Below are 24,719 nucleotides of genomic sequence, written 5' to 3'. Positions count from 1 at the left end.
GCCCGGGGTCCGGGGACCGGCTCCGGTCCCCGGCGGAGTGGGGGCTTGGGGGCGAGGCGGAGCCTTGCCCCCGGCGGCCGGACAGGGGCACGGCCTCCTCATCCTTCCGGAAAGAGCAACCCCTCGACGGCCCCGAAGAGGCGTTGCGCGGGCGGGGAGAGAGGGCGTTCGCGCAACCGGATCAGGCCGAAGGGCTCCACGGCGAGGTGTGGCACGTCGCGCAGGGGCGGCAGGCGGCGGAACTGGCCTTTCGGCGCGAAGATATTGGCGACGGAGGCGCTGATGACGCCGACCGCGTCGCTGCGGGACAGGTTCGCCAGGGTCAGCAGCACCGAGGAGGTGTTGAGCATCCGCCCCGGCAGGGGCAGGCCCAGACGCAGGAAAAGCAGGTCCACCCGGCGGCGCAGCAGCGTGCCCGGCGGCTGCAGCACCCAGGGCAGGTCCAGCAGGTCGCGCAGCGCCAGCCCCCGCCGGTGCAGCAGCGGGTGCCCGGCCCGCACCAGGAAGCAGAGCTCCTCCTCCGCCGCCTCGCGATAGAGGATGGCATCCGGCCCCATCTCCGGCGGCAGCCGGGCCAGCACGAAATCCAGCCGTCCTTCCAGCAGATGCGCCACCAGCGGCGCGCTGGTGTCCACCTCCACCGTGATCTGCAACCCGGGGCTGCTGCGCTGCACCGCCTCCACGGCACGGCTCAGGATATCCACTGCCGGGCCGGTCACCGCGCCCACCGCGATGGCGCCGCCCAGCCCGCCGCGCAGGCTGTTCATCTCCGCCGCCGCCTGAGTCAGGTCCATCAGCACCGTCCGGGCGCGGCGGGCCAGCACCTCGCCCAGCGCGTTCGGCACCAGCCCGCGCGGGCGGCGGAGGAAGACCGGCTCGCCCACGATGCGCTCGATCTCGGCCAGGAGGCGGGAGGCGGCGGGCTGGGTGACGCCGAGCGCCTCGGCGGTGCGGTTCAGGTTCCGGGTCTCGTCCAGCGAGGCCAGGAGCTGAAGGTGCCGCAGCTTCAGCCGGAAGCGCGCGAACCAGTCCGGCGGCAAGGGGGAGGGGAGGGGCATCCGGGGGACATACCATTCCCGGTATCGATTCCACCCGTTTTGGCATTGGACTTGTTCTGCCGCGCTACCTATCCCTGTTGTCCAAGGAATCGCGCCCCCGGATGAACCGACATCCCGGAGCAGAGGCGCGGCCAGGAGGAAGGGTTCGCATGGATCCCCGCAGCACCATGCCGGAGACGGCACCGGAGACGCGCCCCCGCCGGGCCGGGCCTTGCCCTGGCCGTGGCGAAGCGGGCGCGCCGCCGCGCCGCGTGGCGCGGGGCTGAGGCGGGGTGCCGGGACAGGCGCCCGGGAACAGGCCGCCGGGAACAGGCCCCCGGGGACAGGCCCCCTCGGGGCACCCGGCACACAGAGGCATTGCCGGCAGGCAGGCGCCGCCGGCCAGGACGGTCAGGAATCCGAGATGGACGAGAAGCCCGAGGGCAAGGGTCTGCGCAGCCGGGAATGGTTCGCGCGCCAGGACAAGATGGGGTTCTACTACCGCTCCTGGCTGCGCAACCGCGGCCTGCCCGACGACCAGTTCGATGGCCGCCCGGTGGTGGGCATCTGCAACACCTGGTCGGAGCTGACGCCCTGCAACGGGCATTTCCGCACCATCGCCGAGCATGTGCGCCACGGCATCCTGGAGGCCGGCGGCTATCCGCTGGAATTCCCGGTGCTGAGCCTGGGCGAGACGCAGATGCGCCCGACCGCCATGCTCTACCGCAACCTCGCCTCGATGGATGTGGAGGAGGCGCTGCGCGCCAACCCGCTGGACGGCGTGGTGCTGCTGATGGGCTGCGACAAGACCACCCCGGCGCTGCTGATGGGTGCGGCCAGCGTGGACCTGCCGGCCATCGGCGTTTCCGGCGGCCCGATGCTGAGCGGGCATTACCGCGGGCAGAAGATCGGCTCCGGCACCAACACCATCTCGATGAGCGAGCAGCTCCGCGCCGGCGAGATCACGCTGCGCCAGTTCCATGAGGCTGAGGGCGCCATGTCGCGCTCCGCCGGTTCCTGCATGACCATGGGCACGGCCTCCACCATGGCCTCGATGGTCGAGGCGCTGGGCATCGGCCTGCCCACCAACGCGGCCATCCCGGCGCCGGATGCGCGGCGCAACCAGCTCGCGCGGCTCGCCGGGCGGCGGATCGTGGAGATGGTGCGCGAGGACATGCGCATGTCGAAGATCCTGACGCGGCAGGCCTTCGAGAACGCGATCCGCACCCTGGCGGCGATCGGCGGCTCCACCAACGCGGTGGTGCACCTGCTGGCCATCGCCGGGCGGCTGGGCATCCCGCTGACGCTGGAGGATTTCGACCGGCTGGCGAGCGAGGTGAACTGCCTCGTGAACCTCAAGCCTTCCGGCGAGCATCTGATGGAGGATTTCTACTACGCCGGCGGCCTGCCCGTGGTGCTGCGGGAACTGGTGGAGCGCGGCCTCCTGCATGGCGGGGCGATCACTGCCAATGGCCGCACCCTGGCGGAGAACGTGGCGGAGGCGGAGTGCTGGAACCGCGACGTCATCCATTCCTATGACGCGCCGTTCAAGCCCCATGCCGGCATCGCCATCCTGCGCGGCAACCTCTGCCCGGACGGCGCGGTGATCAAGCCTTCCGCCGCCTCGCCGCACCTGCTGCAGCACACCGGGCGCGCCGTGGTCTTCGAGAGCATCGAGGACCTGCACCACCGCATCAACGACGAGGATCTCGACATCGACGAGAGCTGCGTCATGGTGCTGAAGTATTGCGGGCCGAAGGGCTATCCCGGCATGGCCGAGGTCGGCAACATGCCGCTGCCGCCCAAGCTGCTGCGCCAGGGCGTGCGCGACATGATCCGCATCTCCGACGCCCGCATGTCCGGCACCGCCTATGGCACCGTCGTGCTGCATGTGGCGCCGGAGGCCATGGCGGGCGGCGACCTCGCCCTGGTCGAGAACGGCGACATGATCACCCTCGACGTCGCGGCGCGCAGCCTGAACCTGCACGTGTCCGACGAGGTGCTGGCGGCGCGCCGGGCCGCCTGGATGGCGCCGGAAACGCCGCTCGCCAAGCGGGGCTACACGAAGATGTATGTCGAGCACGTGCTGCAGGCGGACAAGGGCGTCGATCTCGACTTCCTCGTCGGCAACAGCGGCGCGCCCGTCGCCCGCGACAACCATTGACGCCGCCGGAGCGCCTTCCATGAGCCAAGCCAAGTCCCACGCCTATCGCGGCGTCTTCCCCGTGGCCCCGACCGTCTTCGACGACCGCGGGCGCCTGGACCTCGACGGACAGCGCCGGGCCATCGACTTCATGATCGATGCCGGATCGCACGGCCTCTGCATCCTGGCCAACTTCTCCGAGCAGTTCGTGCTGACGGACGAGGAGCGCGACCAGGTGATGCGGGCGGTGCTGGAGCATGTCGCTGGCCGTGTGCCGGTGATCGTGACCACCACGCATTTCGGCAGCGAGATCTGCGCCGAGCGCTCGAAGCGGGCGCAGGACATGGGCGCGGCCATGGTGATGGTCATGCCGCCCTATCATGGCGCGACCTTCCGTGTCGCCGAGCCCGGGATCCACGAGTTCTTCCAGCGCGTCTCGGACGCCATCCGCATCCCGATCATGATCCAGGACGCGCCGGTGGCGGGCACGCCGCTTTCCGCCGAGTTCCTGGCCCGGATGGCGCGCGAGATCGCCAATGTCGCCTATTTCAAGATCGAGGTGCCGCAGGCCGCCGCCAAGCTGCGCCGGCTGATCGAGATCGGCGGCGATGCGATCATCGGCCCCTGGGACGGCGAGGAGGCGATCACCCTGATGGCCGACCTCGATGCCGGGGCCACGGGGGCGATGACCGGCGGCGGCTATCCCGACGGCATCCGCCAGATCATGGACCCCTGGGAGGCCGGGCGGCGGGAGGAAGCGGTGGACGCCTATGCCCGCTGGCTGCCGCTGATCAATTATGAGAATCGCCAGTGCGGGCTGGTGGCGTGCAAGTCGCTGATGAAGGAAGGTGGCGTCATCCGCTCCGAGGCGGTGCGCCACCCGCTGATGCCGCTGCATCCGGCCACGCGCGCGGGGCTGATCGAGATCGCACGGCGGCTCGACCCGCTGGTGCTGCGCTGGGGGAGGTAAGGCATGGATGGGATTCGGCTGGGGCTGGTCGGGCTGGGCAAGATCGCGCGCGACCAGCACCTGCCCGCCATCGCGGCCACGCCGGGCATCGCCCTGGCGGGGATCGCCAGCCGCCATGCCGGGCTTCCGGATCTCCCCTCCTTCGCGACGCTGGAGGAGCTGCTGGCCTCCGGCACGCCCATCGACGCGGTGGCGCTCTGCACGCCGCCCCAGGGGCGCCACGCGCTGGCGGCGCAGGCCCTGGCCGCCGGCAAGCACGTGCTGCTGGAGAAGCCGCCCGGCGCCACGCTGGCCGAGATCGGCCCCTTGCAGGAGATGGCGCGGGAGAGGGGCCTGACGCTCTTCGCCACCTGGCATTCCCGCTTCGCCCCTGCGGTGGAGCCGCTGCGCGAGCGCCTCGCCGGGCAGCGCATCCGCGCGCTGCTGATCCAGTGGAAGGAGGATGTGCGTGTCTGGCACCCCGGCCAGGAATGGATCTGGGAGCCGGGCGGGCTCGGCGTCTTCGATCCGGGGATCAACGCGCTGTCCATCCTCACCCGCATCCTGCCCTTCCCGGTCTTCCTGACGGAGGCGGCGCTGTCCTTTCCCGCCAACCGCGCCGCGCCGATCGCGGCGGCGCTGCGCTTCGGTGCCGGGCAGGGCGGCGATCTCCGCGCCGAGTTCGACTGGCGCCAGACCGGGCCGCAGAGCTGGGACATTCACCTGGAGACCGGGGCGGAGCGCTTCACCCTCTCGCGCGGCGGGGCCCGGCTGGAACGGAATGGTGAGTTGCTGCTGGAGGCGCCGGAGGCCGAATATCGTGGAATCTACCGGCATTTCGTCGATTTAATCCAGGCGGGCGCTTGCGATGTGGACCTCTCCCCTATGATCCATGTCGCGGATGCCTTCATGCTGGGAAGACGGATCACCGTGGAGGCGTTTCACGAGGCCTGAGAGCCTGGAAGCGGCCTACAACGATAACGAGCGAGGAAATGATGAAGCGCAGAACCCTGATGACCGCCTCCATGGCCATGCTCGGCGCTACCGGCTTCGCCACGGGGCTGGCCATGCCTGCCCATGCGCAGAAGAAGGGGAATGTGGGCATCGCCATGCCTACCAAATCCTCCACCCGCTGGATCCAGGATGGCGACAACATCGTCAAGGTGCTGAAGGAGCGGGGCTACACCACCGACCTGCAATACGCCGACGACGACATTCCCAACCAGCTCTCGCAGATCGAGAACATGCTGACCAAGGGCGCCAAGGTCCTGGTCATCGCCTCGATCGACGGCACCACCCTGTCCGACGTGCTGAACCAGGCGGCGGCGGCGGGCACCAAGGTCATCGCCTATGACCGGCTGATCCGCGGCTCGCAGAACGTGGACTACTACGCGACCTTCGACAACTTCCAGGTCGGCGTGCTGCAGGCGCAGTCCATCGAGTCCGCGCTGAAGCTGAAGGACGGCGCCGGCCCCTTCAACATCGAGCTCTTCGGCGGCTCGCCGGACGACAACAACGCCTACTTCTTCTACAACGGCGCGATGTCGGTGCTGCAGCCCTACATCGACAGCAAGAAGCTGGTGGTGCCGAGCGGGCAGATGGGCATGGACAAGGTCTCCATCCTGCGCTGGGACCCGGCGACGGCCCAGTCGCGCATGGACAACCTGCTCAGCGCCTTCTACAGCGACCGCCGCCTCAATGCCGTGCTCTCGCCCTATGACGGGCTTTCCATCGGCATCCTCTCCTCGCTCAAGGGCGTCGGCTACGGCAGCGGCAACATGCCCATGCCGGTGGTCTCCGGCCAGGATGCCGAGATCCCCTCGGTGAAGTCGATCCTGGCGGGCGAGCAGTATTCCACGATCTTCAAGGACACGCGCGAGTTGGCCAAGGTGACGGCCGACATGGTCGATGCCGTGCTTTCCGGCCAGGAGGTCAAGGTGAACGACACCAAGAGCTACAACAACGGCGTCAAGGTCGTGCCGTCCTACCTGCTCAAGCCGGTGATCGTGGACAAGGGCAACTGGGAACAGGTGCTGGTCGGCAGCGGCTACTACAGGAAGCAGGAGATCGTCTGACCTCCGGCGCGGGGCACGCGGCCTGCGTGCCCCGCATCCGGGCAGGAGGCTGAAACCGGAGGACGGCGATGGAACCCATCCTGGAAATGCGCGGCATCACCAAGCGCTTCGGCGTGGTGCGCGCGCTGAACAACGTCAACCTCACCGTCATGCCCGCCGAGATCCACGCGCTGGTGGGCGAGAACGGTGCCGGCAAGTCCACCCTGATGAAGGTGCTGAGCGGCGTCTATCCGCATGGCAGCTACGAGGGCGAGATCATCTATGACGGGCAGGCCCGCCAGTTCCGCGACATCAACGATTCCGAGGCGATCGGGATCATCATCATCCACCAGGAACTCGCCCTGGTGCCGCTGATGTCGATCGCGGAGAACATCTTCCTGGCCAATGCGCCCACCCGCTTCGGGGTGATCGACCGGGGCGAGGTGTACCGGCGCACGAGGGCGTTGCTGGCCAAGGTGGGGCTGACGGATTCGCCCGACACGCTGGTCACCGATATCGGCGTCGGCAAGCAGCAGCTGGTGGAGATCGCCAAGGCCCTGTCCAAGGAGGTGCGCCTCCTGATCCTGGACGAGCCGACCGCCAGCCTGAACGAGCGCGACAGCCAGGCGCTGCTGGACCTGCTGATGGAGTTCCGGGCGCAGGGCATCGCCTCCATCCTGATCTCGCACAAGCTGAACGAGATCTCGACCGTCGCCGACCGCATCACCGTGCTGCGCGACGGCCAGACGGTGGAGACGATGGACTGCCGCGAGGCGCCGGTGGAGGAGGACCGCATCATCCGCCGGATGGTGGACCGCGACCTGGAGAGCCGTTACCCGCACCACACGCCGCGGATCGGCGAGGAGATCTTCCGCGTCGAGGACTGGTCCGTGGACCATCCGCTGCACCCCGGCCGCAAGGTGGTGAAGGATGTGGGCTTCCACGTCCGGCGCGGCGAGATCGTGGGCATCGCCGGGCTGATGGGCGCCGGGCGGACCGAGTTCGCCATGAGCGTCTTCGGCCGCTCCTATGGCCGCAACATCACGGGCCGCGCCTTCCTGCAGGGGCGGGAGGTGGACCTTTCCACCGTGCGCCGCGCCATCGATGCCGGCCTCGCCTACGTGACCGAGGACCGCAAGCATCTGGGCCTGCTGCTGGACGAGGATATCCGCAAGAACATCACCCTCGCCAACCTGCCCGCCGTCTCCAGCCGCTCGGTGATCGACGACATCCGGGAGCTGAAGGTGGCGCAGGAGTTCCGCGCGCGGATGCGGATCCGCTGCTCCAGCGTCTATCAGGAGACCGGCAAGCTCTCCGGCGGCAACCAGCAGAAGGTGGTGCTGTCCAAGTGGCTCTTCTCGGGGCCGGAGGTGCTGATCCTCGACGAGCCGACCCGCGGCATCGATGTCGGCGCCAAGTACGAGATCTACCAGATCATCCAGGAGCTGGCCGACAGCGGCAAGGGCGTGATCGTCATCTCCTCCGAGATGCCGGAGCTGCTCGGCATCTGCGACCGCATCTGCGTGATGAACGAGGGGCGCTTCGTCGGCGAGTTCCCGGCCGCGGAGGCGTCCCAGGAACGGATCATGCGGGCCATCGTGAACAACCGCGCCCTCCGGCCGGAATCCATGGGAGAAACGGTGCCATGAGCGAACAGGCCACATTCCCCGGCCCGCCGCCGGCTCGGACGGGCCATGCCAATCTGGTGAAGGAAAGCCTGCGCAGCTACGGCATGCTGCTCTCGCTCTTCGCCATCATGCTGTTCTTCCAGGTGATGACCGACGGCACGCTGCTGCGGCCGCTGAACCTCACCAACCTCGTGCTGCAGAACAGCTACATCGTCATCATGGCGCTCGGCATGCTGATGGTGATCGTCACCGGCCATATCGACCTCTCGGTCGGCTCGGTGGCGGGATTCATCGGTGCCCTTTCGGCCGTGCTGATCGTGCAGTTCGGCATCCCCTTCGTGCCGGCGGCGCTGCTCTGCCTGGTGGCGGGCGGCATCATCGGCGGGATGCAGGGCTGGTTCGTCGCCTATCTGAAGATCCCCTCCTTCATCGTCACCCTGGCCGGGATGCTGGTCTTCAAGGGGTTGATGCTGTCCGTGCTGGGCGGCAGGTCGGTCGGTCCCTTCCCGGTGGAGTTCCAGCGCCTTTCCTCCGGCTTCATCCCGGAATTCTTCGGCCAGCAGGGCGGCGTGTACATGACCTCGCTCCTCCTCGGCGTGGTCATGGCGCTGGCCATGGTCTGGTTCGCCTGGCGCGGCCGGTTGCGGCAGCAGGGGCATGGGGTGGAGGTCGAGCCCATGCCCTTCTTCGCGGTGAAGACCCTCGTCATCGCGGGCATGACCATCTACCTGACCTTCCTGATCGCCTCCCACCGCGGCCTGCCCAACGTGCTGCTGATCATGCTGGTGCTGATCGCGCTCTATGCCTTCGTCACCAACCGGACGGTGGTGGGGCGGCAGATCTATGCCGTGGGCGGCAACGAGAAGGCGGCGAAGCTCTCCGGCGTGAAGACGGAGCGGCTGACCTTCCTCACCTTCGTCAACATGGGCATGCTGGCGGCGCTGGCCGGGCTGATCTTCACCGCCCGCCTGAACACCGCGACGCCCAAGGCCGGGCTGGGCTTCGAGCTCGACGTGATCGCCGCCTGCTTCATCGGCGGCGCCTCCGCCTATGGCGGCGTGGGCAAGGTGGTCGGCGCGGTGATCGGCGCGCTGATCATGGGCGTGATGAACAACGGCATGTCCATCCTGGGCATCGGCATCGACTACCAGCAGGTGATCAAGGGCATCGTCCTGCTCGGCGCCGTCTGCGTGGATGTCTATAACCAGCGGCGATAGCGTCACGGCTGGCATCGCGCTTCCCGGGGGAGCAAGGCTCCGCCTTTTTCCCCCGGCCTTTCCTGGCCACCGGGAACCTGGGCCTGGCGGCGGGCGGCGTGCTCTCGCGGTTCTGCGCGGTGGCGAAGCCATGCAGGACCGGCATCTGGTCCGGCGAACCTGTCCGTGGCCCAATGGCCGGGCCGCTTGCCGCCGCCCGCGGCGGGCATGGCGAATTCCGGTGGGCCGGGCCCTGGGGCTCCGCCCATGGGGCGTGGGCCGGACCGGCGGCGACAGGCGGATGAAAGAGGAACGGAAGCATGGAACTCCTGACCCAACACGGGCTGCGCATGCCCAGGCTGGGCTTTGGCACCTGGCCCATGACGGGCGCGGAATGCGAGGCCGCGGTGAGGCAGGCGCTGGAGCTCGGCTACCGCCATATCGACACGGCGGAGCGCTACGAGAACGAGGATGCCGTGGGCGCCGGCCTTGCCGCCTCCGGCCTGGCGCGCGGCGATGTTCACCTGACCACCAAGGTCTGGTGGGACCATCTTTCGCCGCAGGCGATGCACGAAGCCATGGCGCGCAGCCTGGAGAAGCTGCGCACCGACCATGTGGATCTCTACCTGATCCACTGGCCGGCAAAGGACTGGGACCTGCCGCGCACCATCGAGGCGCTGGTCCGGCTGAAGGAGGAAGGCAAGGCGCGCCAGATCGGCGTGGCGAACTTTCCGCGCCCGCTGCTGCGGCAGGTGGTGGAGGAGCTGAAGGCGCCGATCGCCTGCCTGCAGGTCGAGTACCATGTGACGCTGGGCCAGGCGAAGCTGCTGGATTACACGCGCAGGCACGACATCGCGCTGACTGCCTACAGCCCGCTTGCCCGCAACAAGGTGGCGGAGATCCCCGGGATCCAGGCTATCGCGAGGAAGCACGGCGCCACGCCCGCGCAGGTCGCGCTGAAATGGCTGCTGGACCAGGACGGCGTCTCGGCCGTGCCCAAGGCCGCCAGCCGCGCCAACCAGCAGGCCAACCTGGATTCGCTGAAGCTGCAACTCGACGACGAGGACCGCGCCGCCATCGCGCGCCTGCCCAAGGACCAGCGGATGGTCAGCCCGGATTTCGCGCCGGACTGGAGCGACGGGCCGGATGCATGAGGCCCGGCGCGGCGGGGAGGATGTTCCTCCCCGCCGCGCATCGGTTCAGGCTGCTTCCCGCCGCACCATGCGGAACAGCAGCTTGTGCTCGGCCGGATAGGCCAGGGCATCCTGCAGCGTCGGGTAGTAGTCGCTGCGCTTCCCCGCCGGCACGAAGCCGTCATAGCCGAAGCGCCGCACCGAGACGTCGAAGCCCGCCCCGGCGAAAGCCGCCGCATAATCCTCCGGCGAGCGGTCCTGCACCGGCGCGTGGGTGATGCCGCCGATCAGCTCGCGCCAGGCGGGCCAGAGCGGCATCGCCGTGTGGCAGCCGGTCACGGCATAGTACACGCCGCCTGGGCGCAGCGCCTCATAGATGCCGGCGGCATGCGCCGCGAGGTCCGGCAGCAGGTAGACGACCTCGTAGCTGAAGGCGATGTCGAAGCTGCCGCGCCAGGGCGAGAGATCCGCTGCCACGGCGAAGTCCAGCGGCGCGAGCCCCTTGAGGGCCTGGGCCGCCGCGATGGAATCCTCCGCGATATCGACGCCCAGCCCGTGCCGGAACGGCTTCAGCGCATGCAGCAGCCGCAGGAAGCCGCCGCGGTTGCAGCCGAAATCCAGCACGTCGCGCGTCGAGAGGTCGGTCTCGGGCACGATGTCGATGAAGTGGCGCCAGAGGGGGCGGTGCCCCTCCTCCATCGCCGCCTCCCGCGACGTGTCCCGGTACCAGGTGCCATAGGTCCTGTCGCTCATGTCCCCGCTCCCGCTCAGTCGATGATCGCTTGGTAGGTCAGCACCCGCAGCTCCCGCCGCAGCGGATAGGCCGAGGAAGGCATGAGCTGGGTCAGCAGGATCACCGCTATCTCCTCCGCCGGATCGACCCAGAAGGCCGTGCTGGCCGCGCCGCCCCAGGCGCATTCCCCCGGCGTGCCCAGGATCTGCGCCCGCGCCGGATCGAGCATCACGGAGAAGCCCAGGCCGAAGCCGACGCCCTCGTAGGTGCTTTCGGAAAACCGGGGCTGTCCCATCGCCGCCATGTCGCCGCGCAGGTGGTTGGTCATCATCAGCTCCACCGTCTTGCGGCCGAGCAGGCGGGTGCCGTCCAGTTCCCCCTTGTTCAGCAGGAAGCGGCAGAAGCGCGCATAGTCGCCCACGGTCGAGACCAGCCCGCCGCCGCCGGAGCAGATCCGGCGCGGGCGGCCGAAGCGGCTGTCCCGCGGGTCCTCCAGCAGCGCGACGCCGCCCTCCTCGCCGCGCCGGTAGTTGGCGGCGAAGCGCGGGAGCTTCGCCTCCGGCACATGGAAATCCGTGTCCGCCATGCCGAGCGGCCCGATGACGCGCTCCCGCAGGAAATCGCCGAAGTCCTGGCCGGAGATGACGGCCACCAGGTGCCCCAGCACATCCGTGGCGATGGAGTAGTTCCATTCCCGCCCCGGCTGCGCCAGCAGCGGCAGCGAGGCCGCGGTCTCCACCACCTCGCCCAGGCTGCGATCCGAGGTCTGGAAGTCCACGCCCCGCTCCCGGTACAGGGCATCGACCATGTTGGCGTGCATCATGCCGTAGGTCAGGCCGGAGGTGTGCGTCAGCAGGTCGCGGAAGGTGATGTCGCGTTCCGCCGGCACGGTCTCGTAGCTGCCGCGGCTGCCGGTGGTGAAGACGCGCATGTCCCGGAAGCAGGGCAGGAAGCGCGTGACCGGATCGTCGAGCTGGAAGCGCCCTTCCTCGTAGAGCATCATGATGGCCACGCTGGTGAGCGGCTTGGTCATCGAATAGATGCGCAGGATGCTGTCCAGCGCCATCGGCACACCGCGCGCGATGTCGGCGAGGCCCGAGCAGCCGAGATGCGCCACCCGCCCGCGCCGCATCACCAGCGTGGTGGCCCCGGCCAGCCTGCCGTCCCGCACCTGCGCCTCACGCCAGGCATCCACGCGCGCCAGCCGGTCGCCGGAAAGCCCGACCTCCTCGGGGCAATCGGTCATCCTGTCCGTCATGCGCTGGCACTCCATGCTGCGAGGAGCGGCAGGGTGGCAGAGGACGGCCGGGAACGGAAAGACCCTCCGTTCCGAGGGTGATCCAGCGCGGCTCTGTGCCGGGGGGACAAGGCTCCGCCTTTTCCTCCGTGCCCCCCTTATCCGCCAGGAACCTGAGGTTCCTGGACCTCCCATTCGTTGGTTCTCCCTGTTGCCGGATCGCGCCGGAGAGCCGCGCTCTTCGGCGGACTGCCGATGCCACCGGCGCGGACGGGGTGTCTTTCTTCTCTTCGGGAGCCCGGTGTCTCCACCGGCTCCCAGGGATCGGACCGCAGGATGACGGCCACCATCGGCGCCAGCGAACCGGGTCCAGGGCCCGCAGGGTCCTGGCGGAGAGGGGGGCCGGGGCGAGAGGCGGAGCCTCTCCCTCGGGACAGCGCAACGCGGCCAGGGAAGGCCACCGCCCGGATCAGGTCCGCACGCGATAGGGCACCACGCCGCGTTCCAGGCTGCCGACATCGATCGACTGGCTGGCGGGCGGCACGGCGCGATGGCGGCAGTCGGTGCGTTCGCAGGCGCGGCAGCCGGGGCCGATCGGGTCGTGGAAGCCCGGGTCGCGCAGGTCGAGGCCGGTGGCGTAGACGGTGCGCCCGGCATAGTCGATCTCGCAGCCGATCACGACGGCGACGTTGCGCGGGCGGCTGAGATAGGCGCCGCCGCCGCGCCCCACCGTGCGGGCGATGCTGAGATAGGCGACGCCGTCCGGTGTCCGCGCCACCTGCACCAGCACGCGGCCGGGCTGGGTGAAGGCGCGGTACACGTTCCAGAGCGGGCAGGGGCCGCCGAAGCGGGCGAAGCGGAAGCGCGTGGCGCTGCTGCGCTTGAGCACGTTGCCGGCGATATCCGTCTTCACCAGGAAGAAGGGGATGCCGGGGCGGCCCGGGCGCTGGAGGGTGCTGAGCCGGTGGCAGACCTGCTCGAAACTGGCGCCGAAGCGGGCCTGCAACTGCTCGATGTCGTAGCGCAGCAGCTCGGCCTCGCGCAGGAAGGGTTCGTAGGGCATCAGCAGCGCCCCGGCGAAGTAGTTCGCGAGGCCGATCCGCGCCAGGGCGCGCGCCCCGGCGCTGGCCAGGCCGGCGGCGCGGATCTCGGCCAGGACCAGCGCGCGCTGGTCCAGCAGGGCGACCACATGCGCCATCCAGAAGAGCCGGCTGGCGGGCGCGGCCTCCTTGGCGAGGAGAAGCTGCCCCTCCCGTCTTTGCAGGCGCCAGACCGTGCCCTGGGCCAGCAGGCCGGGCGTCTCGGCGATGGCGATGCCGTGCCGGTCGCGCAGGTGGCGGGCCAGATGATCCTGGGTGATGACGCCATCGGGGCTCAGCCGTTCCGCCAGTGCCTCGGCGGCGCGGTCCAGACGGTCGAAATGGTTGTTGCGCGACTGCACCCATTCCCCGACGTCGTCATAGGGGAAATGCGGCACGACGGCGAAATCCTCGCCCGATCCCCCATTGGCGGCGATACGGTCGTGCAGTTCCTGGTGCTGTTCGCTCAGCGCCCGATAGGCGCGGTAGAGGGTGAGGAAGCGGTCCGCCACCTCCGGCGCCGCGCGCACCGCCGCCCGCGCTTCCTCCATGGACACGGTGCCCTTGCCGAAGAGCGCGTCGCCGCAGGCCTCGCGCAGGTTGTCGGCCAGCCGCTGGTCGCGCTCCTCTCCGAACAGCCCTTCCGGCACGCCCAGGCGTTCCGCCGCGCGGCGGCGCAGCCGGGCGGTGAGGGGGCGCAGATCCGCCTCCATCTGGCTGAGATAGCTGGGCGAGATGCCGAGCCGTTCCGCCAGTGCCGCCTGGCTCAGCCCGCGCGAGAGGCGGAGCCGCCGCAGCCGGTCGCCGGCGAAGACCTTGCTGTCATGGCGCTGCGGGGTCTTCACAAACTTCACAAACCATCCGCCGGGAATGGCACGATTATGCCGAAAGCCAGGCTGACCTCCCAGGGCTGTCGTGACAAACTTCGCAAAATACCAGGGAGCGAGGGTCAGCCCATGCAGATCCATGACGTGCGCGTGCACCCCGAGGCCGACCGGCTGAAGCGGGAGGAGCAACTGGCCTGGAAGATCGCCGAGGTGGCGGCCGACCCGGTGGCGGTCGAGGCGGAGGTCTCGGAGATGATCGTCAACCGGATCATCGACAACGCCTCCGTCGCCATCGCCGCGATCAACCGGCACCCGGTCACCACGGCCCGCACCGAGGCGCTGGCGCATCCCCGCGCGGGCGGCGCCACCGTCTTCGGGCTGGGGCCGGATGTGCGGGTCCATGCGGAATGGGCGGCCTGGGCGAACGGCACGGCGGTGCGGGAGCTGGACTACCACGACACCTTCCTGGCGGCGGAATATTCCCACCCCGGCGACAATATCCCGCCGATCCTGGCCGTGGCGCAGCAATGCGGCGCGGATGGCCGTGCGCTGATCCGCAGCCTCGCCACGGGCTACGAGATCCAGGTCGATCTCGTGAAGGCGATCTGCCTGCACAAGCACAAGATCGACCATGTGGCGCATCTCGGCCCCTCGGCGGCGGCGGGCATCGGCACGCTGCTGGGGCTGGACACGGCCACCATCTACCAGGCGGTGCAGCAGGCGCTGCACGTGACCACGGCCACGCGCCAGAGCCGCAAGGGCGAGATCAGCTCCTGGAAGGCCTTCGCCCCCTCCCATGCCGGCAAGCTGGCGGTGGAGGCGGTGGACCGCGCCATGCTGGGCGAGGGCGCGCCGAGCCCGATCTACGAGGGCGAGGACAGCGTGATCGCCTGGATGCTGGACGGCAGGGACGCGCATTACCGCGTGCCGCTGCCGGGCAGGGGCGAGGCGAAGCGCGCCATCCTCGACACCTACACCAAGGAGCATTCGGCGGAATACCAGAGCCAGGCGCTGATCGACCTCGCCTTCCGCATGGGCAGGCAGGTCCAGGACTGGGACGATGTGGACGACATCCTGATCGAGACCAGCCACCACACGCACTACGTCATCGGCACCGGCGCCAACGACCCGCAGAAGATGGACCCGGAGGCGTCGCGCGAGACGCTGGACCATTCCATCATGTACATCGTCGCCGTCGCCCTGCAGGACGGCGAATGGCACCATGTGCGATCCTATGCCCCGGAGCGGGCGCGGCGGCCCGACACGGTGCGGCTCTGGCACAGGATCCGCACGGTGGAGGACCCGAAATGGACCGAGCGCTACCACGCGCATGATCCGGCGGTGAAGGCCTTCGGCGGCCGCATTACCATCCGCATGAAGGATGGCAGCGAGATCAGCGACGAGCTGGCCGTGGCCAATGCGCACAGCCTGGGCGCCACCCCCTGGAAGCGGCCGGACTACATCCGCAAGTTCCGCACGCTGACCGAGGGCATCCTCGACAATGCGGAGGCGGAGCGTTTCCTTGCGCTGGTGCAGCGCCTGCCGGAGCTGCGGGCGGAGGAGCTCGCCGGGCTGACCGTCTCCCTGCCGCAAGGGAAGCTGGCGCGCAACGAGCACCGCGGCATCTTCGGCTGGCCCGGCGGGAATGGATAAGGGAGGAGAAGCCATGAGCGAAACCGTCACCCCGAAGCCCAAGAAATCCGTTGCCCTGTCCGGCGTCGTCGCCGGCAACACCGCGCTCTGCACCGTGGGGCGCAGCGGCAACGACCTGCACTACCGCGGCTACGACATCCTGGAGATCGCGGCGCAGTGCGAGTTCGAGGAGATCGCCTATCTCCTCGTCCACGGTTCCCTGCCCACCGAGGCGGAGCTGCGCGGCTACAAGGCCAAGCTGCGCTCCTGGCGCGGCATTCCCGCCGCGGTGAAGCAGGTGCTGGAGGCGCTGCCCGCCGCATCGCATCCGATGGACGTGATGCGCAGCGGCGTCTCGGCGCTGGGCTGCGCCCTGCCGGAACAGGAGGACCACAACCCGAGCGGCGCGCGCGACATCGCCGACCGGCTGATGGCCTCGCTCGGCTCGATGCTGCTCTACTGGCATCACTTCTCGCAGAACGGCCGGCGCATCGAGGTCGAGACGGACGACGACAGCATCGGCGGCCATTTCCTGCACCTGCTGCATGGGCGCGAGCCCTCGGCGAAATGGGTGCGGGCGATGCACACCTCGCTGAACCTCTATGCCGAGCACGAGTTCAACGCCTCCACCTTCACCTGCCGGGTGATCGCGGGCACGGGTTCCGACCTCTATTCCGCCATCGCCGGCGGCATCGGCGCGCTGCGCGGGCCCAAGCATGGCGGCGCGAACGAGTTCGCCTTCGCCGTGCAGAAGCGCTACGCCGACCCGGACGAGGCCGAGGCCGATATCCGCCGCCGCGTCGCGGAGAAGGAGGTGGTGATCGGCTTCGGCCATCCCGTCTACACCGTCTCCGACCCGCGCAACGCGGTGATCAAGCAGGTGGCGGAGGACCTGTCGCGGCAGGTCGGCTCCATGAAGATGTTCCGCATCGCGGAGCGCATCGAGGCGGTGATGGCGGATACCAAGCGGATGTTCGCCAACCTCGACTGGTACTCGGCCGTCTCCTACCACATGATGGGCGTGCCGACGGCGATGTTCACGCCGCTCTTCGTCATCGCCCGCACCGCCGGCTGGTCCGCCCATGTGCTGGAGCAGCGGGCGGACAACAAGATCATCCGTCCCAATGCCAACTACACCGGCCCGGAGGACCGCCCCTTCGTGCCGCTGAAGGAGCGGGAGAGCCTGTCTTGACCTACCTCGTCGCCAGCGACCTTCCCGCCCGTCCTGCCGGGGAGCGGTTCCGCGCGCTGCTGGACAGCCCCGGCATCCTGCAGCTTCCCGGCGCGCATAACGGCCAGGCGGCCCTGCAGGCGAGGGCGGCGGGCTTCGAGGGGCTGTACCTGTCCGGCGCCGCCATGACCGCCTCGATGGGCCTGCCGGATCTCGGCATCATCACGGTGGACGAGGTCTGCTTCTTCATCCGCCAGATCGCCCGCGCCTCCGGCCTGCCGCTGCTGGTGGATGGCGACACGGGCTATGGGGAGGCGCTGAACGTCATGCACATGGTCCGCGCCTTCGAGGAGGCGGGGGCCGGGGCGGTGCATATCGAGGACCAGCTCCTGCCCAAGAAATGCGGGCACCTGAACGACAAGAAGCTGGCCGACGCGCATGACATGGCGGCGAAGGTGGCTGCGGCGGCGCGGGCGCGGCGGCATCTCGTGCTGGTGGCGCGCACCGATGCGGCGGCGAGCGAGGGCATCGACGGCGCCGTGGCGCGGGCGAGGCTCTACCTGGAGGCCGGGGCGGATGCGATCTTCCCCGAGGCGCTGACCACGGCCGAGATGTTCCGGGAGTTCGCCCGCCGCATGCCGGGCGCGAAGCTGCTGGCCAACATGACCGAGTTCGGCCGCACGCCCTTCTTCACGGCCAGCGAGTTCGAGGAGATGGGCTATTCCATGGTGATCTGGCCGGTCTCCTCGCTCCGCGTCGCGAACAAGGCGCAGGAGGAGCTCTACGCCGCCATCCGCCGCGACGGCGGCACGCAGAAGATGATCGAGCGCATGCAGACGCGGGCGGAGCTCTACGCCACCATCGGCTATGGCGATTACGAGGCGCTGGACGCCTCCATCGTGAGGACCGTGGTGCCGCAGGGCATGCCGCAGAAGGGCTGATCACGGAACGGTCCCGCCCGGGCGGCAACGTCCGGGCTCCCGCCGCCAGGATGGAAGCATCCGAATGGAGGATCGAAGAATTCCCGTAGAACCGGGATGAAGTTTGCGCTCGGGACCAGAGTCTGTTTTTAGATCACCTGAAATCGAAGATCAGGATGGCGAGGGGGAGTCTCGCTCCATTTTCTTGCGAAGGGCCATCCTGAGTTGATGCGCAGGCCCTCTTACTACTCTGGGAAGATCGAGGGGTGACTATGTTCCAGCAGGATGCGCGAACGCGGCGGGGATCGGACACGGCGGAGCCTGGCGCACAGGCTGGGCAGACGGCGAAGCGGAGGTTCGAGGCCCTCAAGGTCCTGGCGACGGTCGATGACATCGCCGGCAGGTTGCATCTCATCCCCTATCCCGCACGCGCCAATGTCGAGTTCCTGCTGCTCGACATCCGGACGCAGCTCCGGGCCGACCATCCCGATCCGGCGAAGCTGCGTGCCTCGCTGATGGCCGTCCAGCGGCTTCTCTCGACCTCCCAGGCTGCGCGGGAACGATGGGCGGAGCAGATGGCCGACCGCCCTGTGCCGCCGGACCCCGCCCCTGCGACGGCGCGCCCATCCGGTTCCCGCCATGGCATGGGCCGGATGGCCGGGCTGCTGGCGGTCGCTTGCCTGGTGGCCGGTGGGGGAATGCTGCTCCGCCCGGATGGCGTGGAGGCGATCCGGGCCGCGCTGTCCCCGGCGCCTGCCCGGCTTCCCCCGGCACTCCCCCTGCCGGAGCAGCCGGTCCCGCCGGGGCCTCTCGCCGCCCGCGACCCCGTGACCGTCCCAGCGGAGCCGTGGCGGTCCTCCAATCCGCCTCTGCCGGTCCCGGCCGTGGAGCCGGAGGCAGCAGGGCCCCGTCCTGAGGCCCGCTCCCTGGCCACCGAACCGGCCGCGTTGGCGCCGGCCGGCATTCCGGACGGGCCCAGGGCCGAGCCTCCGGACAGGGTGGAGCCGGCTCCGGCCAGCGCCCCTCGCGCACCGGCGGCGCCAGCCAGGGCGAGGATCGCCATGAGGCAGGGCGGCAATCTGCGGACCCAGCCGCGGAACCAGTCGCAAGTCCTGCGCGTCCTTCCGCGTGGCACCGCCCTGTCCGTCTTCGGGGAATCTCCGGGCGGCTGGTATCAGGTGGGTTCGGATCAGCCCTGGGGATGGGTTCATGGAAGCCTGACGGACAGGCCGCGTTAGCGCCGGGCTTCCGGGTTCCAGCCCTGGACAGCCGACGTCCCTGGAAGCGGGACCCGGGCAGGCGATCCGGAGAACACGGAAGTCCGGGCGAGGGAGCGCTTCCTGTCCCCCCCCCGCCCCGCGAGATGGCCGCGTTCCGGCCAGGAGCCATGGCCCATGATTGGGCCAGATCCTGCCGCTTCCTGAATCCGGAGCGACCGGCCCAGCTTTCCGGTCCTTTATTTGTTCGCTTATAGGTAGTGGAACTGAATATCGCATGAACAGCATGCAATAAATGAACGGGAGGTTAAGGAAAAAGCCCTGGGATTGGGATATTAATGGAAACTACACGCGGGGTTTTTAAGGGGGTTCCAATGAAATTCTTGCGGGGGCAAGACGTTGGATCTCAATATTCTGGTAAGGGGCCAGTCCAATGCTGAGCTCCTGGCGCTCAACTTCGGTGGTTCGGCCAAGCTGAAGCAGGCGGTCGAGGCACTTCTCGGCTTCGATGGCGTGCAGAACCAGGTCCATATCCTGGCCGGGCCGCTCAGCGCCTCGGACAACTCGGCCACCACCATCCAGGGCGCCACCGGCTTCCTCGGCGACTGGCTGAAGGCGGTGAACGGCGACTGGCGGCAGGGCTGGACGACCGGCACGGTGGAGCAGCGGCTGCTGAACTACGTCCAGGGCCTTTCCGCCGACCTGCGGGACAATCCCACCACCGTGCTCTGGCTGCACAACGAGACCGACAGCCTGACCCTGCAGCACGACATCCAGAACGGCAGCCTCACCACGGCCAGTGCCGCGGCGATGTGGGAAAGCGCGGTCCGCTACGATGCCGCGCTGCTGCGTGCGGCCTTCGGCAACTCGGCGCTGGACATGCCCTATGACTTCGTCAGCGCGATCCCCTATCGCAGCTACGCCCCCGACGGTCTCCAGGCGATCCGCGCGGTGATGGAGAAGCTGGCCGCCGATGCGGGCTTCAACGCCACGATCGCAGCCCGGGCCCTCGACCTGGACATGAGTTTCGACAACCTCGACGCCAATGCGGCCACCGCGGAATACGGTGGCGGGCACATGTCGGCCGGCGATGCCGCGCTGGTGATCCAGCGCGCCGCGCTCAGCATCGCGGAGGGCTGGTCGGAATATGCCCTGGCGGGCTCGCCGGTCGCGCGGGCGCTGGGCAACATCGACAACGAGGGGCCGGAGGTCATCTGGGCGCGCCGGATCGGCGCCAGCAGCCTGACCGTCGATGTGCAGCATGACGGCGCCCATGCCTTCGCCGCCCTCGGCGGCGCGGCGGCCTCCGGGCTGGGCTGGGCGGTCCGGCTGGCGGACGGCACCTCCATCGCGGCCACGCACGCCACCGTCGTGGACGGCGACACGCTGCGGCTGGATTTCGCGTCGGACCTGCCGCTGACGGGCGGGACGCTCCACTATGGATGGGGCTATGGCCGGCTCGCCGATGGCAGCGGCCCGGGCCAGGGCAACGCGGTCTATGACGACCAGGGCCTGCCGGTCTGGACCCCCGCCACCGGCGTGGCCGTCGCCACCGGAGCCTTGCAGGCCCTGTCCGTCACCCAGGATGCGGCGGGCCGGAACGTCGCCGCCCTGCACGCGACCGGGCTGCGGGAGGTCCAGGTGAGTGACGCCAGCGGCGGCGTGACCATCCTGCACGGCAGCACCGCCTATCATGCGGCGGCGCTGGATGTCGTCGCGCTGACGGACGGAAGGCTGGTCTTCGACGTGGATGACGCGGCAGCGCAGGTCGTCCGGCTCTACAAGGCGGCCCTGAACCGGGCGCCGGACCCGGGCGGGTTGCAGCACCACATCGCCTTCCTGGCGGCGGGCGGCAGTCTGGAGACCCTGGCGCACAACTTCCTGGCCAGCGCCGAGTTCCAGGCGGGGGGCGCGACCGGCGCGGCCGGCAGCCTGGCGCGGATCGAGAGCAACGTCTACGGAACGGCATCCGCCAGAATCGCCTCGCTGTCCGCCTTCTCGTCAGAGGGGCTGGAGCAGGCCCTGATCTCGATCTCCGAGGGGCGGGAGAACCGCGCCAATACCGCCGGCCAGATCGAGGCGGGGATCTGGATTCCCGACCAGACGGCGGTGCCCATCGCCCGCCTCTACGACGCGGCCTTCGGGCGCCTGCCGGACCGGGGAGGTCTCGAGAACTGGGTGGCGGCGGTGAAGGGGCAGAAATTCACCTTCGCGCAACTGCCGGACCTGTGGCTGACCACGCCAGAGTGGAACGCTGTGCACGGGCAGCAGAGCGACGAGGCCTTCGTCAGCGGCCTCTACCACACCGCCCTGCACCGCGAACCGGATGCGGGCGGCTACGCCCATTTCCTGAGCCTGCTGGAAACCCATTCCCTGTCGCGGGGCGGCGTGCTGCTGGCGATGTCCGAGAGTGTGGAGCACCAGATGCTGACCAAGGCGAACACCGGCAGCGACGGTGTCCACAGCGGCATCGCCTTTGTCTGACACCGCCTTGTCCCTCGGGACGGTGCAACGCCCGGTGCGCGAGGCACGGTCACCGCGGGACGGTGGCGGAAGGCAAGGCCGCCACTCATGCAACGATGAGGCCCTGCTCCGGTGGCGGCCGGATCAGCTTTCCGCGGGTCGCAGCTTCCGCACCACCTCGTCGCTTGGCAGCAGCTCGCGCCCGTCGACATAGCGCCAGTCGGCCATGACGCCGGCATTGCCCTTCAACGCCGTCCGTCCGACGAAGACGCCCAGCGTGCTCTGGTGGTCGATGGCGCGATAGCCCACCTGGCCAGCGGGCGTGGCGAATTCCACGCCGCGGAAGCCCGCCACCAGCTTGTCGGGATCGAGCGCCCCGGCCCGGGCGATGCCGGCGGCGATGGAGTGGATCAGCGAGAAGCCGACCAGCGAGCCGCACATCGGCTTGGCCTTGTACTTCGCCCGGTACGCCTCGGCGAAGGCCCTGTGCGCCGGGGTGTCGACCGCCTCGCCGGGATAGCCGGTGACGATCCAGCCCTCCGGCGCCTCGTCGCCCAGCGGGTCGAGGTATTCGGGCTCGCCTGTCAGCATGGAGGCGACGCCGCGCCCCTCGAACAGCCCGCGCGTGTTGCCCTGGCGCACGAAATTCGTCAGGTCCGGCCCGAACAGCACGTTGAAGAGGCCTTCGGGCTTCATCCCCTCCAGCGCCTGCACCGTGGCGCCGGCATCGATGCCGCCCAGCGCGGGCCACTGCTCGCCCACGAACTGCACGTCCGGCCGCCTGGCCGAGAGGATCTGTCGGAACCACTTCACCGCCGACTGGCCGTATTCGTAGTTCGGCGCCACCGTCACCCAGCGCTTCGCCGGGAGCTTCGCCGCCTCCTCCGCCAGGATGGAGGCCTGCATATAGGTGGAGGGGCGCAGGCGGAAGGTGAAGCGGTTGCCCTTCTCCCAGACCATCGCATCGGTCAGCGGCTCGCCCGCCACGTAGAGGCGACGGTTCTGCGCGGCGTACTCGCCCAGCGCCAGCCCGACATTGGACAGGTAGGCCCCGGCCAGCACATCCGCCTTCGCCTCGTTCAGCAGCTCGCCCGCGAGCCGCACGGCATCCTGCGGCTTGCCCGCATCGTCGCGCGTGATCAGCTCCAGCGGCCGTCCGAGCACGCCGCCCTTGCCGTTGATCTCCTCCACCGCGAGATGCATGGCGTCGCGGTAGGGCAAGGTGAAGGCGGGCTGGGTGGTGTAGCTGTTGATCTCGCCGATCCGGATGGGCGTCGTGCCCTGGGCCCGGACCAGGCCCGGCCGCGCCAGGGTGAAGGCCGTGGCGCTCGCGCCCAGCAACAGGCGCCTCGTGAACTGCATCCTACCACTCCCGATCATGATGGACCGGCCCACCCGGCCGATCGTCCGGGCCGTCCGTCTTCTGCCGGAAGCCTCCGGCATCCCGGTGCCCAGGGTGATCGAAAACCTCCTCCGAGGCGAGGGCGGAGCCGGCCGCCGGGCGCAACGCCTGACGCCCGCTCCTCCCTCCGGGCAGAACGGGCCGGCACCCTGCTCAGACCGGATCGATCGCGCCCCGGCCGGAGAGCACGCCGGCGATGTTGTCCAGCGTGCGGAAACCCATGGCGTCGCGCGTGTCCACCGTGGCGCTGGCCACATGCGGCGTCAGGAAGACGTTCGGCAAGGCGGCGAGGCGCGTGTCGAAATCCGGTTCCTTGCGGAAGACGTCGAGGCCCGCGGCGAAGAGCTGGCCGGATTCCAGCGCCTCGATCAGCGCGTCCTCGTCCACCAGGGAGCCGCGCGCGGTGTTCACGAAGACGGCGCCGCGCGGCAGCAGGGCGAAGCGTTCCCGCGTCATCAGCGTGCCCGTTTCGGCGCTGGCGGGGAGGTGCAGGGACAGGATCTCCGAGCGCCGCAGCAGGTCATGCAGGTCCGCGACATATTCGGCGCCCTGCTCCAGCTCCGGCGGCAGGCGGCGGCGGTTGTTGTAGAGGATCCTCATGCCGAAGCCGCGCGCGCGCTGCGCCACGGCCTGGCCGATGCGCCCCATGCCGACAATGCCGAGTGTCCTGCCGCTCGGCCGCAGTCCCAGGAGGTCCGGCATGCCATAGGGCCTGCGCCAGCCCTCGCGCATCACCTGGTCGTATTCGCGCGCACGGCGGCTGGCGTTCAGGATCAGCATCAGCGCGAGGTCGGCGGTGCAGTCCGTCACCACGTCCGGCGCGTTGGTCACGACGATGCCGCGCGTCCTGGCGGCCTCCACATCCATGTGGTCGTAGCCGGCGCCGGGATTGGCGATCACCTTCAGCCCGTCCGGCATGGCCGCGGCATGGGCGGCGGTGAACTTCACCTTGGGGCCGGAGAAGAGGCCGGCGATGCGCTCCTCGCGGATCACGCGCAGCGCCGTGTCGGCATCCATGTCCGCCTCGGTGACGATGGCATCGAACATCTCGCGGGCGCGGGCGGCGACGTTCGGCGGCACCCGGCGGGCGACCAGGACACGCGGCCTGCCCTGGGCTGACTGATCCTCGGTCATGATTCGTGCGAGTCCTTTTCGTCAGGGGAGGCCGGGCGCGGGGCAGGGAGGCAACGGTCCGCTTCCGGGAAGGCCACGGCCAGGGAGCGCAGCGCATGGGCGCGCATCAGACGCTCGGCCTGTTCCGCCTCGCCGGCGGCGATGGCATCCAGGATGGCCAGGTGCTCCTCCAGGGCGAGGCGGATCTCCGCCTCTCCGGCCAGGACGCGCCGGCTGCCGACGTGGAAATAGGCGCGCAGGGCCTGCAGGCTGCGGATCAGGAAGGCGTTGCCGGTGATCCGGTGCAGGGCGGTATGGAAGGCGTCGTTGGCCCCGGCCAGCGCGGCGCGGTCGCCCTGATCCGTCGCGGCGCGGATGGCGCCGAGCCGCTGCTCCAGCACCCGCAGGTCGGCCGGACCCACCCGGCGGGCCGCCAGCGACGCCGCGGCACCTTCCAGCGCCGCGCGGATGCGGCCCATTTCCGCCAGCCTGTCGCTGTCCAGGGCGGACACGAAGGTGCCGCTCTTGGGGCGGGTCTCCACCAGCCCTTCGCCTTCCAGGCGCCGCAGCGCCTCGCGCACCGGCTGGGCGGAGATGCCCAGTGCGGCGGCCAGGCGGCGCTCGGACAGCTTGCTGCCGGCGGCGAGGCTTCCCTCCACGATGGCATCCCGCAGCCGCACATAGGCGCGCTCCGCGAGGCTGGGCGTGGTTTCGATCTCCAGGGGGATCGGGGCGGCGGGCGGCATGAATCTACAATATCAGTCGGGCAGTTTCTGTCACCAGCC

At 69.5% G+C, this 24,719-nt stretch carries 19 protein-coding genes; 12 read left to right on the top strand and 7 right to left on the bottom strand.

From position 1 onward, the window contains the following. Window positions 1-98: 98 nt before the first annotated feature. Window positions 99-1,058: a LysR family transcriptional regulator gene (locus tag BT98_RS0116190; protein WP_037251174.1), complete on the bottom strand. Its 960-nt coding sequence runs from the start codon at window positions 1,056-1,058 to the stop codon at window positions 99-101. A gap of 403 nt (window positions 1,059-1,461) precedes the next feature. On the opposite strand from BT98_RS0116190, the gene BT98_RS0116185 reads away from it, so the two are divergent. The 7 genes from BT98_RS0116185 to BT98_RS0116155 all read left to right on the top strand — a co-directional run bounded on the left by BT98_RS0116185 (window position 1,462) and on the right by BT98_RS0116155 (window position 10,161). Then, window positions 1,462-3,201: an IlvD/Edd family dehydratase gene (locus BT98_RS0116185; RefSeq protein WP_019462162.1), complete on the top strand. Its 1,740-nt coding sequence runs from the start codon at window positions 1,462-1,464 to the stop codon at window positions 3,199-3,201. A gap of 19 nt (window positions 3,202-3,220) precedes the next feature. Then, window positions 3,221-4,150 (top strand): dihydrodipicolinate synthase family protein, encoded by a 930-nt coding sequence (locus tag BT98_RS0116180; protein ID WP_019462163.1) that lies wholly within the window; start codon window positions 3,221-3,223, stop codon window positions 4,148-4,150. A 3-nt stretch (window positions 4,151-4,153) separates the two neighbouring features. Then, the gene (locus BT98_RS0116175) at window positions 4,154-5,083 is read left to right on the top strand and encodes a Gfo/Idh/MocA family protein (RefSeq protein ID WP_019462164.1); all 930 of its coding nucleotides are present in this window, start codon (window positions 4,154-4,156) and stop codon (window positions 5,081-5,083) included. A 41-nt stretch (window positions 5,084-5,124) separates the two neighbouring features. Next, entirely contained in the window at window positions 5,125-6,204 is a 1,080-nt protein-coding gene (chvE, locus tag BT98_RS0116170) for a multiple monosaccharide ABC transporter substrate-binding protein (protein WP_037251172.1), read from the top strand. A gap of 68 nt (window positions 6,205-6,272) precedes the next feature. Beyond that, the gene (gene mmsA, locus BT98_RS0116165) at window positions 6,273-7,832 is read left to right on the top strand and encodes a multiple monosaccharide ABC transporter ATP-binding protein (RefSeq protein WP_019462166.1); all 1,560 of its coding nucleotides are present in this window, start codon (window positions 6,273-6,275) and stop codon (window positions 7,830-7,832) included. Next, window positions 7,829-9,028, top strand: a complete 1,200-nt coding sequence (gene mmsB / locus BT98_RS0116160) for a multiple monosaccharide ABC transporter permease (protein WP_019462167.1) — start codon at window positions 7,829-7,831, stop codon at window positions 9,026-9,028. Before mmsA ends, mmsB begins: the two co-directional genes overlap by 4 nt. A gap of 299 nt (window positions 9,029-9,327) precedes the next feature. Further along, window positions 9,328-10,161 carry an aldo/keto reductase gene (locus tag BT98_RS0116155; RefSeq protein WP_019462168.1) on the top strand — a complete coding sequence of 278 codons (834 nt, stop codon included), beginning with the start codon at window positions 9,328-9,330 and terminating at the stop codon, window positions 10,159-10,161. 45 nt (window positions 10,162-10,206) lie between these two features. On the opposite strand, the gene BT98_RS0116150 is transcribed toward BT98_RS0116155, so the two are convergent. From BT98_RS0116150 to BT98_RS0116140, 3 genes are all read right to left on the bottom strand, one after another. Further along, complete coding sequence (locus tag BT98_RS0116150; protein WP_019462169.1) at window positions 10,207-10,893, bottom strand: class I SAM-dependent methyltransferase; 687 nt, start codon at window positions 10,891-10,893, stop codon at window positions 10,207-10,209. Window positions 10,894-10,907: 14 nt separating this feature from the next. Further along, on the bottom strand, window positions 10,908-12,131 hold the full coding sequence (locus BT98_RS0116145) for a serine hydrolase domain-containing protein (RefSeq protein ID WP_019462170.1): 1,224 nt from the start codon (window positions 12,129-12,131) through the stop codon (window positions 10,908-10,910). Between the two features lie 448 nt (window positions 12,132-12,579). After that, entirely contained in the window at window positions 12,580-14,043 is a 1,464-nt protein-coding gene (locus tag BT98_RS0116140; protein WP_019462171.1) for a helix-turn-helix domain-containing protein, read from the bottom strand. Between the two features lie 102 nt (window positions 14,044-14,145). Between BT98_RS0116140 and BT98_RS0116135 the strand changes: the two genes are divergently transcribed. From BT98_RS0116135 to BT98_RS0116115, 5 genes are all read left to right on the top strand, one after another. After that, complete coding sequence (locus tag BT98_RS0116135) at window positions 14,146-15,669, top strand: MmgE/PrpD family protein (protein ID WP_019462172.1); 1,524 nt, start codon at window positions 14,146-14,148, stop codon at window positions 15,667-15,669. 13 nt (window positions 15,670-15,682) lie between these two features. Next, entirely contained in the window at window positions 15,683-16,840 is a 1,158-nt protein-coding gene (gene prpC, locus BT98_RS0116130) for a bifunctional 2-methylcitrate synthase/citrate synthase (RefSeq protein WP_019462173.1), read from the top strand. Then, a complete protein-coding gene (gene prpB / locus BT98_RS0116125; RefSeq protein ID WP_019462174.1) occupies window positions 16,837-17,760 on the top strand; it encodes a methylisocitrate lyase in 924 nt (307 codons plus the stop codon). Before prpC ends, prpB begins: the two co-directional genes overlap by 4 nt. Before the next feature lie 251 nt (window positions 17,761-18,011). After that, complete coding sequence (locus tag BT98_RS28605; protein WP_026033389.1) at window positions 18,012-18,977, top strand: SH3 domain-containing protein; 966 nt, start codon at window positions 18,012-18,014, stop codon at window positions 18,975-18,977. 378 nt (window positions 18,978-19,355) lie between these two features. Then, on the top strand, window positions 19,356-21,440 hold the full coding sequence (locus tag BT98_RS0116115) for a DUF4214 domain-containing protein (RefSeq protein WP_019462175.1): 2,085 nt from the start codon (window positions 19,356-19,358) through the stop codon (window positions 21,438-21,440). Window positions 21,441-21,563: 123 nt separating this feature from the next. Here BT98_RS0116115 and BT98_RS0116110 read toward each other — a convergent pair whose 3' ends face one another. From BT98_RS0116110 to BT98_RS24705, 3 genes are all read right to left on the bottom strand, one after another. Then, on the bottom strand, window positions 21,564-22,781 hold the full coding sequence (locus tag BT98_RS0116110; protein ID WP_019462176.1) for an ABC transporter substrate-binding protein: 1,218 nt from the start codon (window positions 22,779-22,781) through the stop codon (window positions 21,564-21,566). Window positions 22,782-22,974: 193 nt separating this feature from the next. Then, on the bottom strand, window positions 22,975-23,955 hold the full coding sequence (locus BT98_RS0116105; RefSeq protein WP_019462177.1) for a 2-hydroxyacid dehydrogenase: 981 nt from the start codon (window positions 23,953-23,955) through the stop codon (window positions 22,975-22,977). After that, complete coding sequence (locus tag BT98_RS24705) at window positions 23,952-24,680, bottom strand: GntR family transcriptional regulator (protein WP_019462178.1); 729 nt, start codon at window positions 24,678-24,680, stop codon at window positions 23,952-23,954. Before BT98_RS24705 ends, BT98_RS0116105 begins: the two co-directional genes overlap by 4 nt. Window positions 24,681-24,719: the final 39 nt, after the last annotated feature.

Origin of the sequence: Roseomonas mucosa ATCC BAA-692 (assembly GCF_000622225.1) — a bacterium.
GTDB classification, from domain to species: Bacteria; Pseudomonadota; Alphaproteobacteria; order Acetobacterales; family Acetobacteraceae; genus Roseomonas; species Roseomonas mucosa.
Note: the sequence above shows the minus strand (reverse complement) of the source record. Positions and strands in the feature narration are given on the sequence as shown.

Coding starts and splice junctions, on each gene's coding strand:
- BT98_RS0116185 (WP_019462162.1), top strand. CDS start 1,462: ATGGACGAGAAGCCCGAGGGCAAGGGTCTGCGCAGCCGGGAATGGTTC.
- BT98_RS0116150 (WP_019462169.1), bottom strand. CDS start 10,893: ATGAGCGACAGGACCTATGGCACCTGGTACCGGGACACGTCGCGGGAG.
- prpC (WP_019462173.1), top strand. CDS start 15,683: ATGAGCGAAACCGTCACCCCGAAGCCCAAGAAATCCGTTGCCCTGTCC.
- BT98_RS24705 (WP_019462178.1), bottom strand. CDS start 24,680: ATGCCGCCCGCCGCCCCGATCCCCCTGGAGATCGAAACCACGCCCAGC.
- BT98_RS0116190 (WP_037251174.1), bottom strand. CDS start 1,058: ATGCCCCTCCCCTCCCCCTTGCCGCCGGACTGGTTCGCGCGCTTCCGG.
- BT98_RS0116110 (WP_019462176.1), bottom strand. CDS start 22,781: ATGCAGTTCACGAGGCGCCTGTTGCTGGGCGCGAGCGCCACGGCCTTC.
- BT98_RS28605 (WP_026033389.1), top strand. CDS start 18,012: ATGTTCCAGCAGGATGCGCGAACGCGGCGGGGATCGGACACGGCGGAG.
- chvE (WP_037251172.1), top strand. CDS start 5,125: ATGAAGCGCAGAACCCTGATGACCGCCTCCATGGCCATGCTCGGCGCT.
- mmsB (WP_019462167.1), top strand. CDS start 7,829: ATGAGCGAACAGGCCACATTCCCCGGCCCGCCGCCGGCTCGGACGGGC.
- BT98_RS0116145 (WP_019462170.1), bottom strand. CDS start 12,131: ATGACGGACAGGATGACCGATTGCCCCGAGGAGGTCGGGCTTTCCGGC.
- BT98_RS0116155 (WP_019462168.1), top strand. CDS start 9,328: ATGGAACTCCTGACCCAACACGGGCTGCGCATGCCCAGGCTGGGCTTT.
- BT98_RS0116105 (WP_019462177.1), bottom strand. CDS start 23,955: ATGACCGAGGATCAGTCAGCCCAGGGCAGGCCGCGTGTCCTGGTCGCC.
- BT98_RS0116175 (WP_019462164.1), top strand. CDS start 4,154: ATGGATGGGATTCGGCTGGGGCTGGTCGGGCTGGGCAAGATCGCGCGC.
- BT98_RS0116135 (WP_019462172.1), top strand. CDS start 14,146: ATGCAGATCCATGACGTGCGCGTGCACCCCGAGGCCGACCGGCTGAAG.
- mmsA (WP_019462166.1), top strand. CDS start 6,273: ATGGAACCCATCCTGGAAATGCGCGGCATCACCAAGCGCTTCGGCGTG.
- BT98_RS0116180 (WP_019462163.1), top strand. CDS start 3,221: ATGAGCCAAGCCAAGTCCCACGCCTATCGCGGCGTCTTCCCCGTGGCC.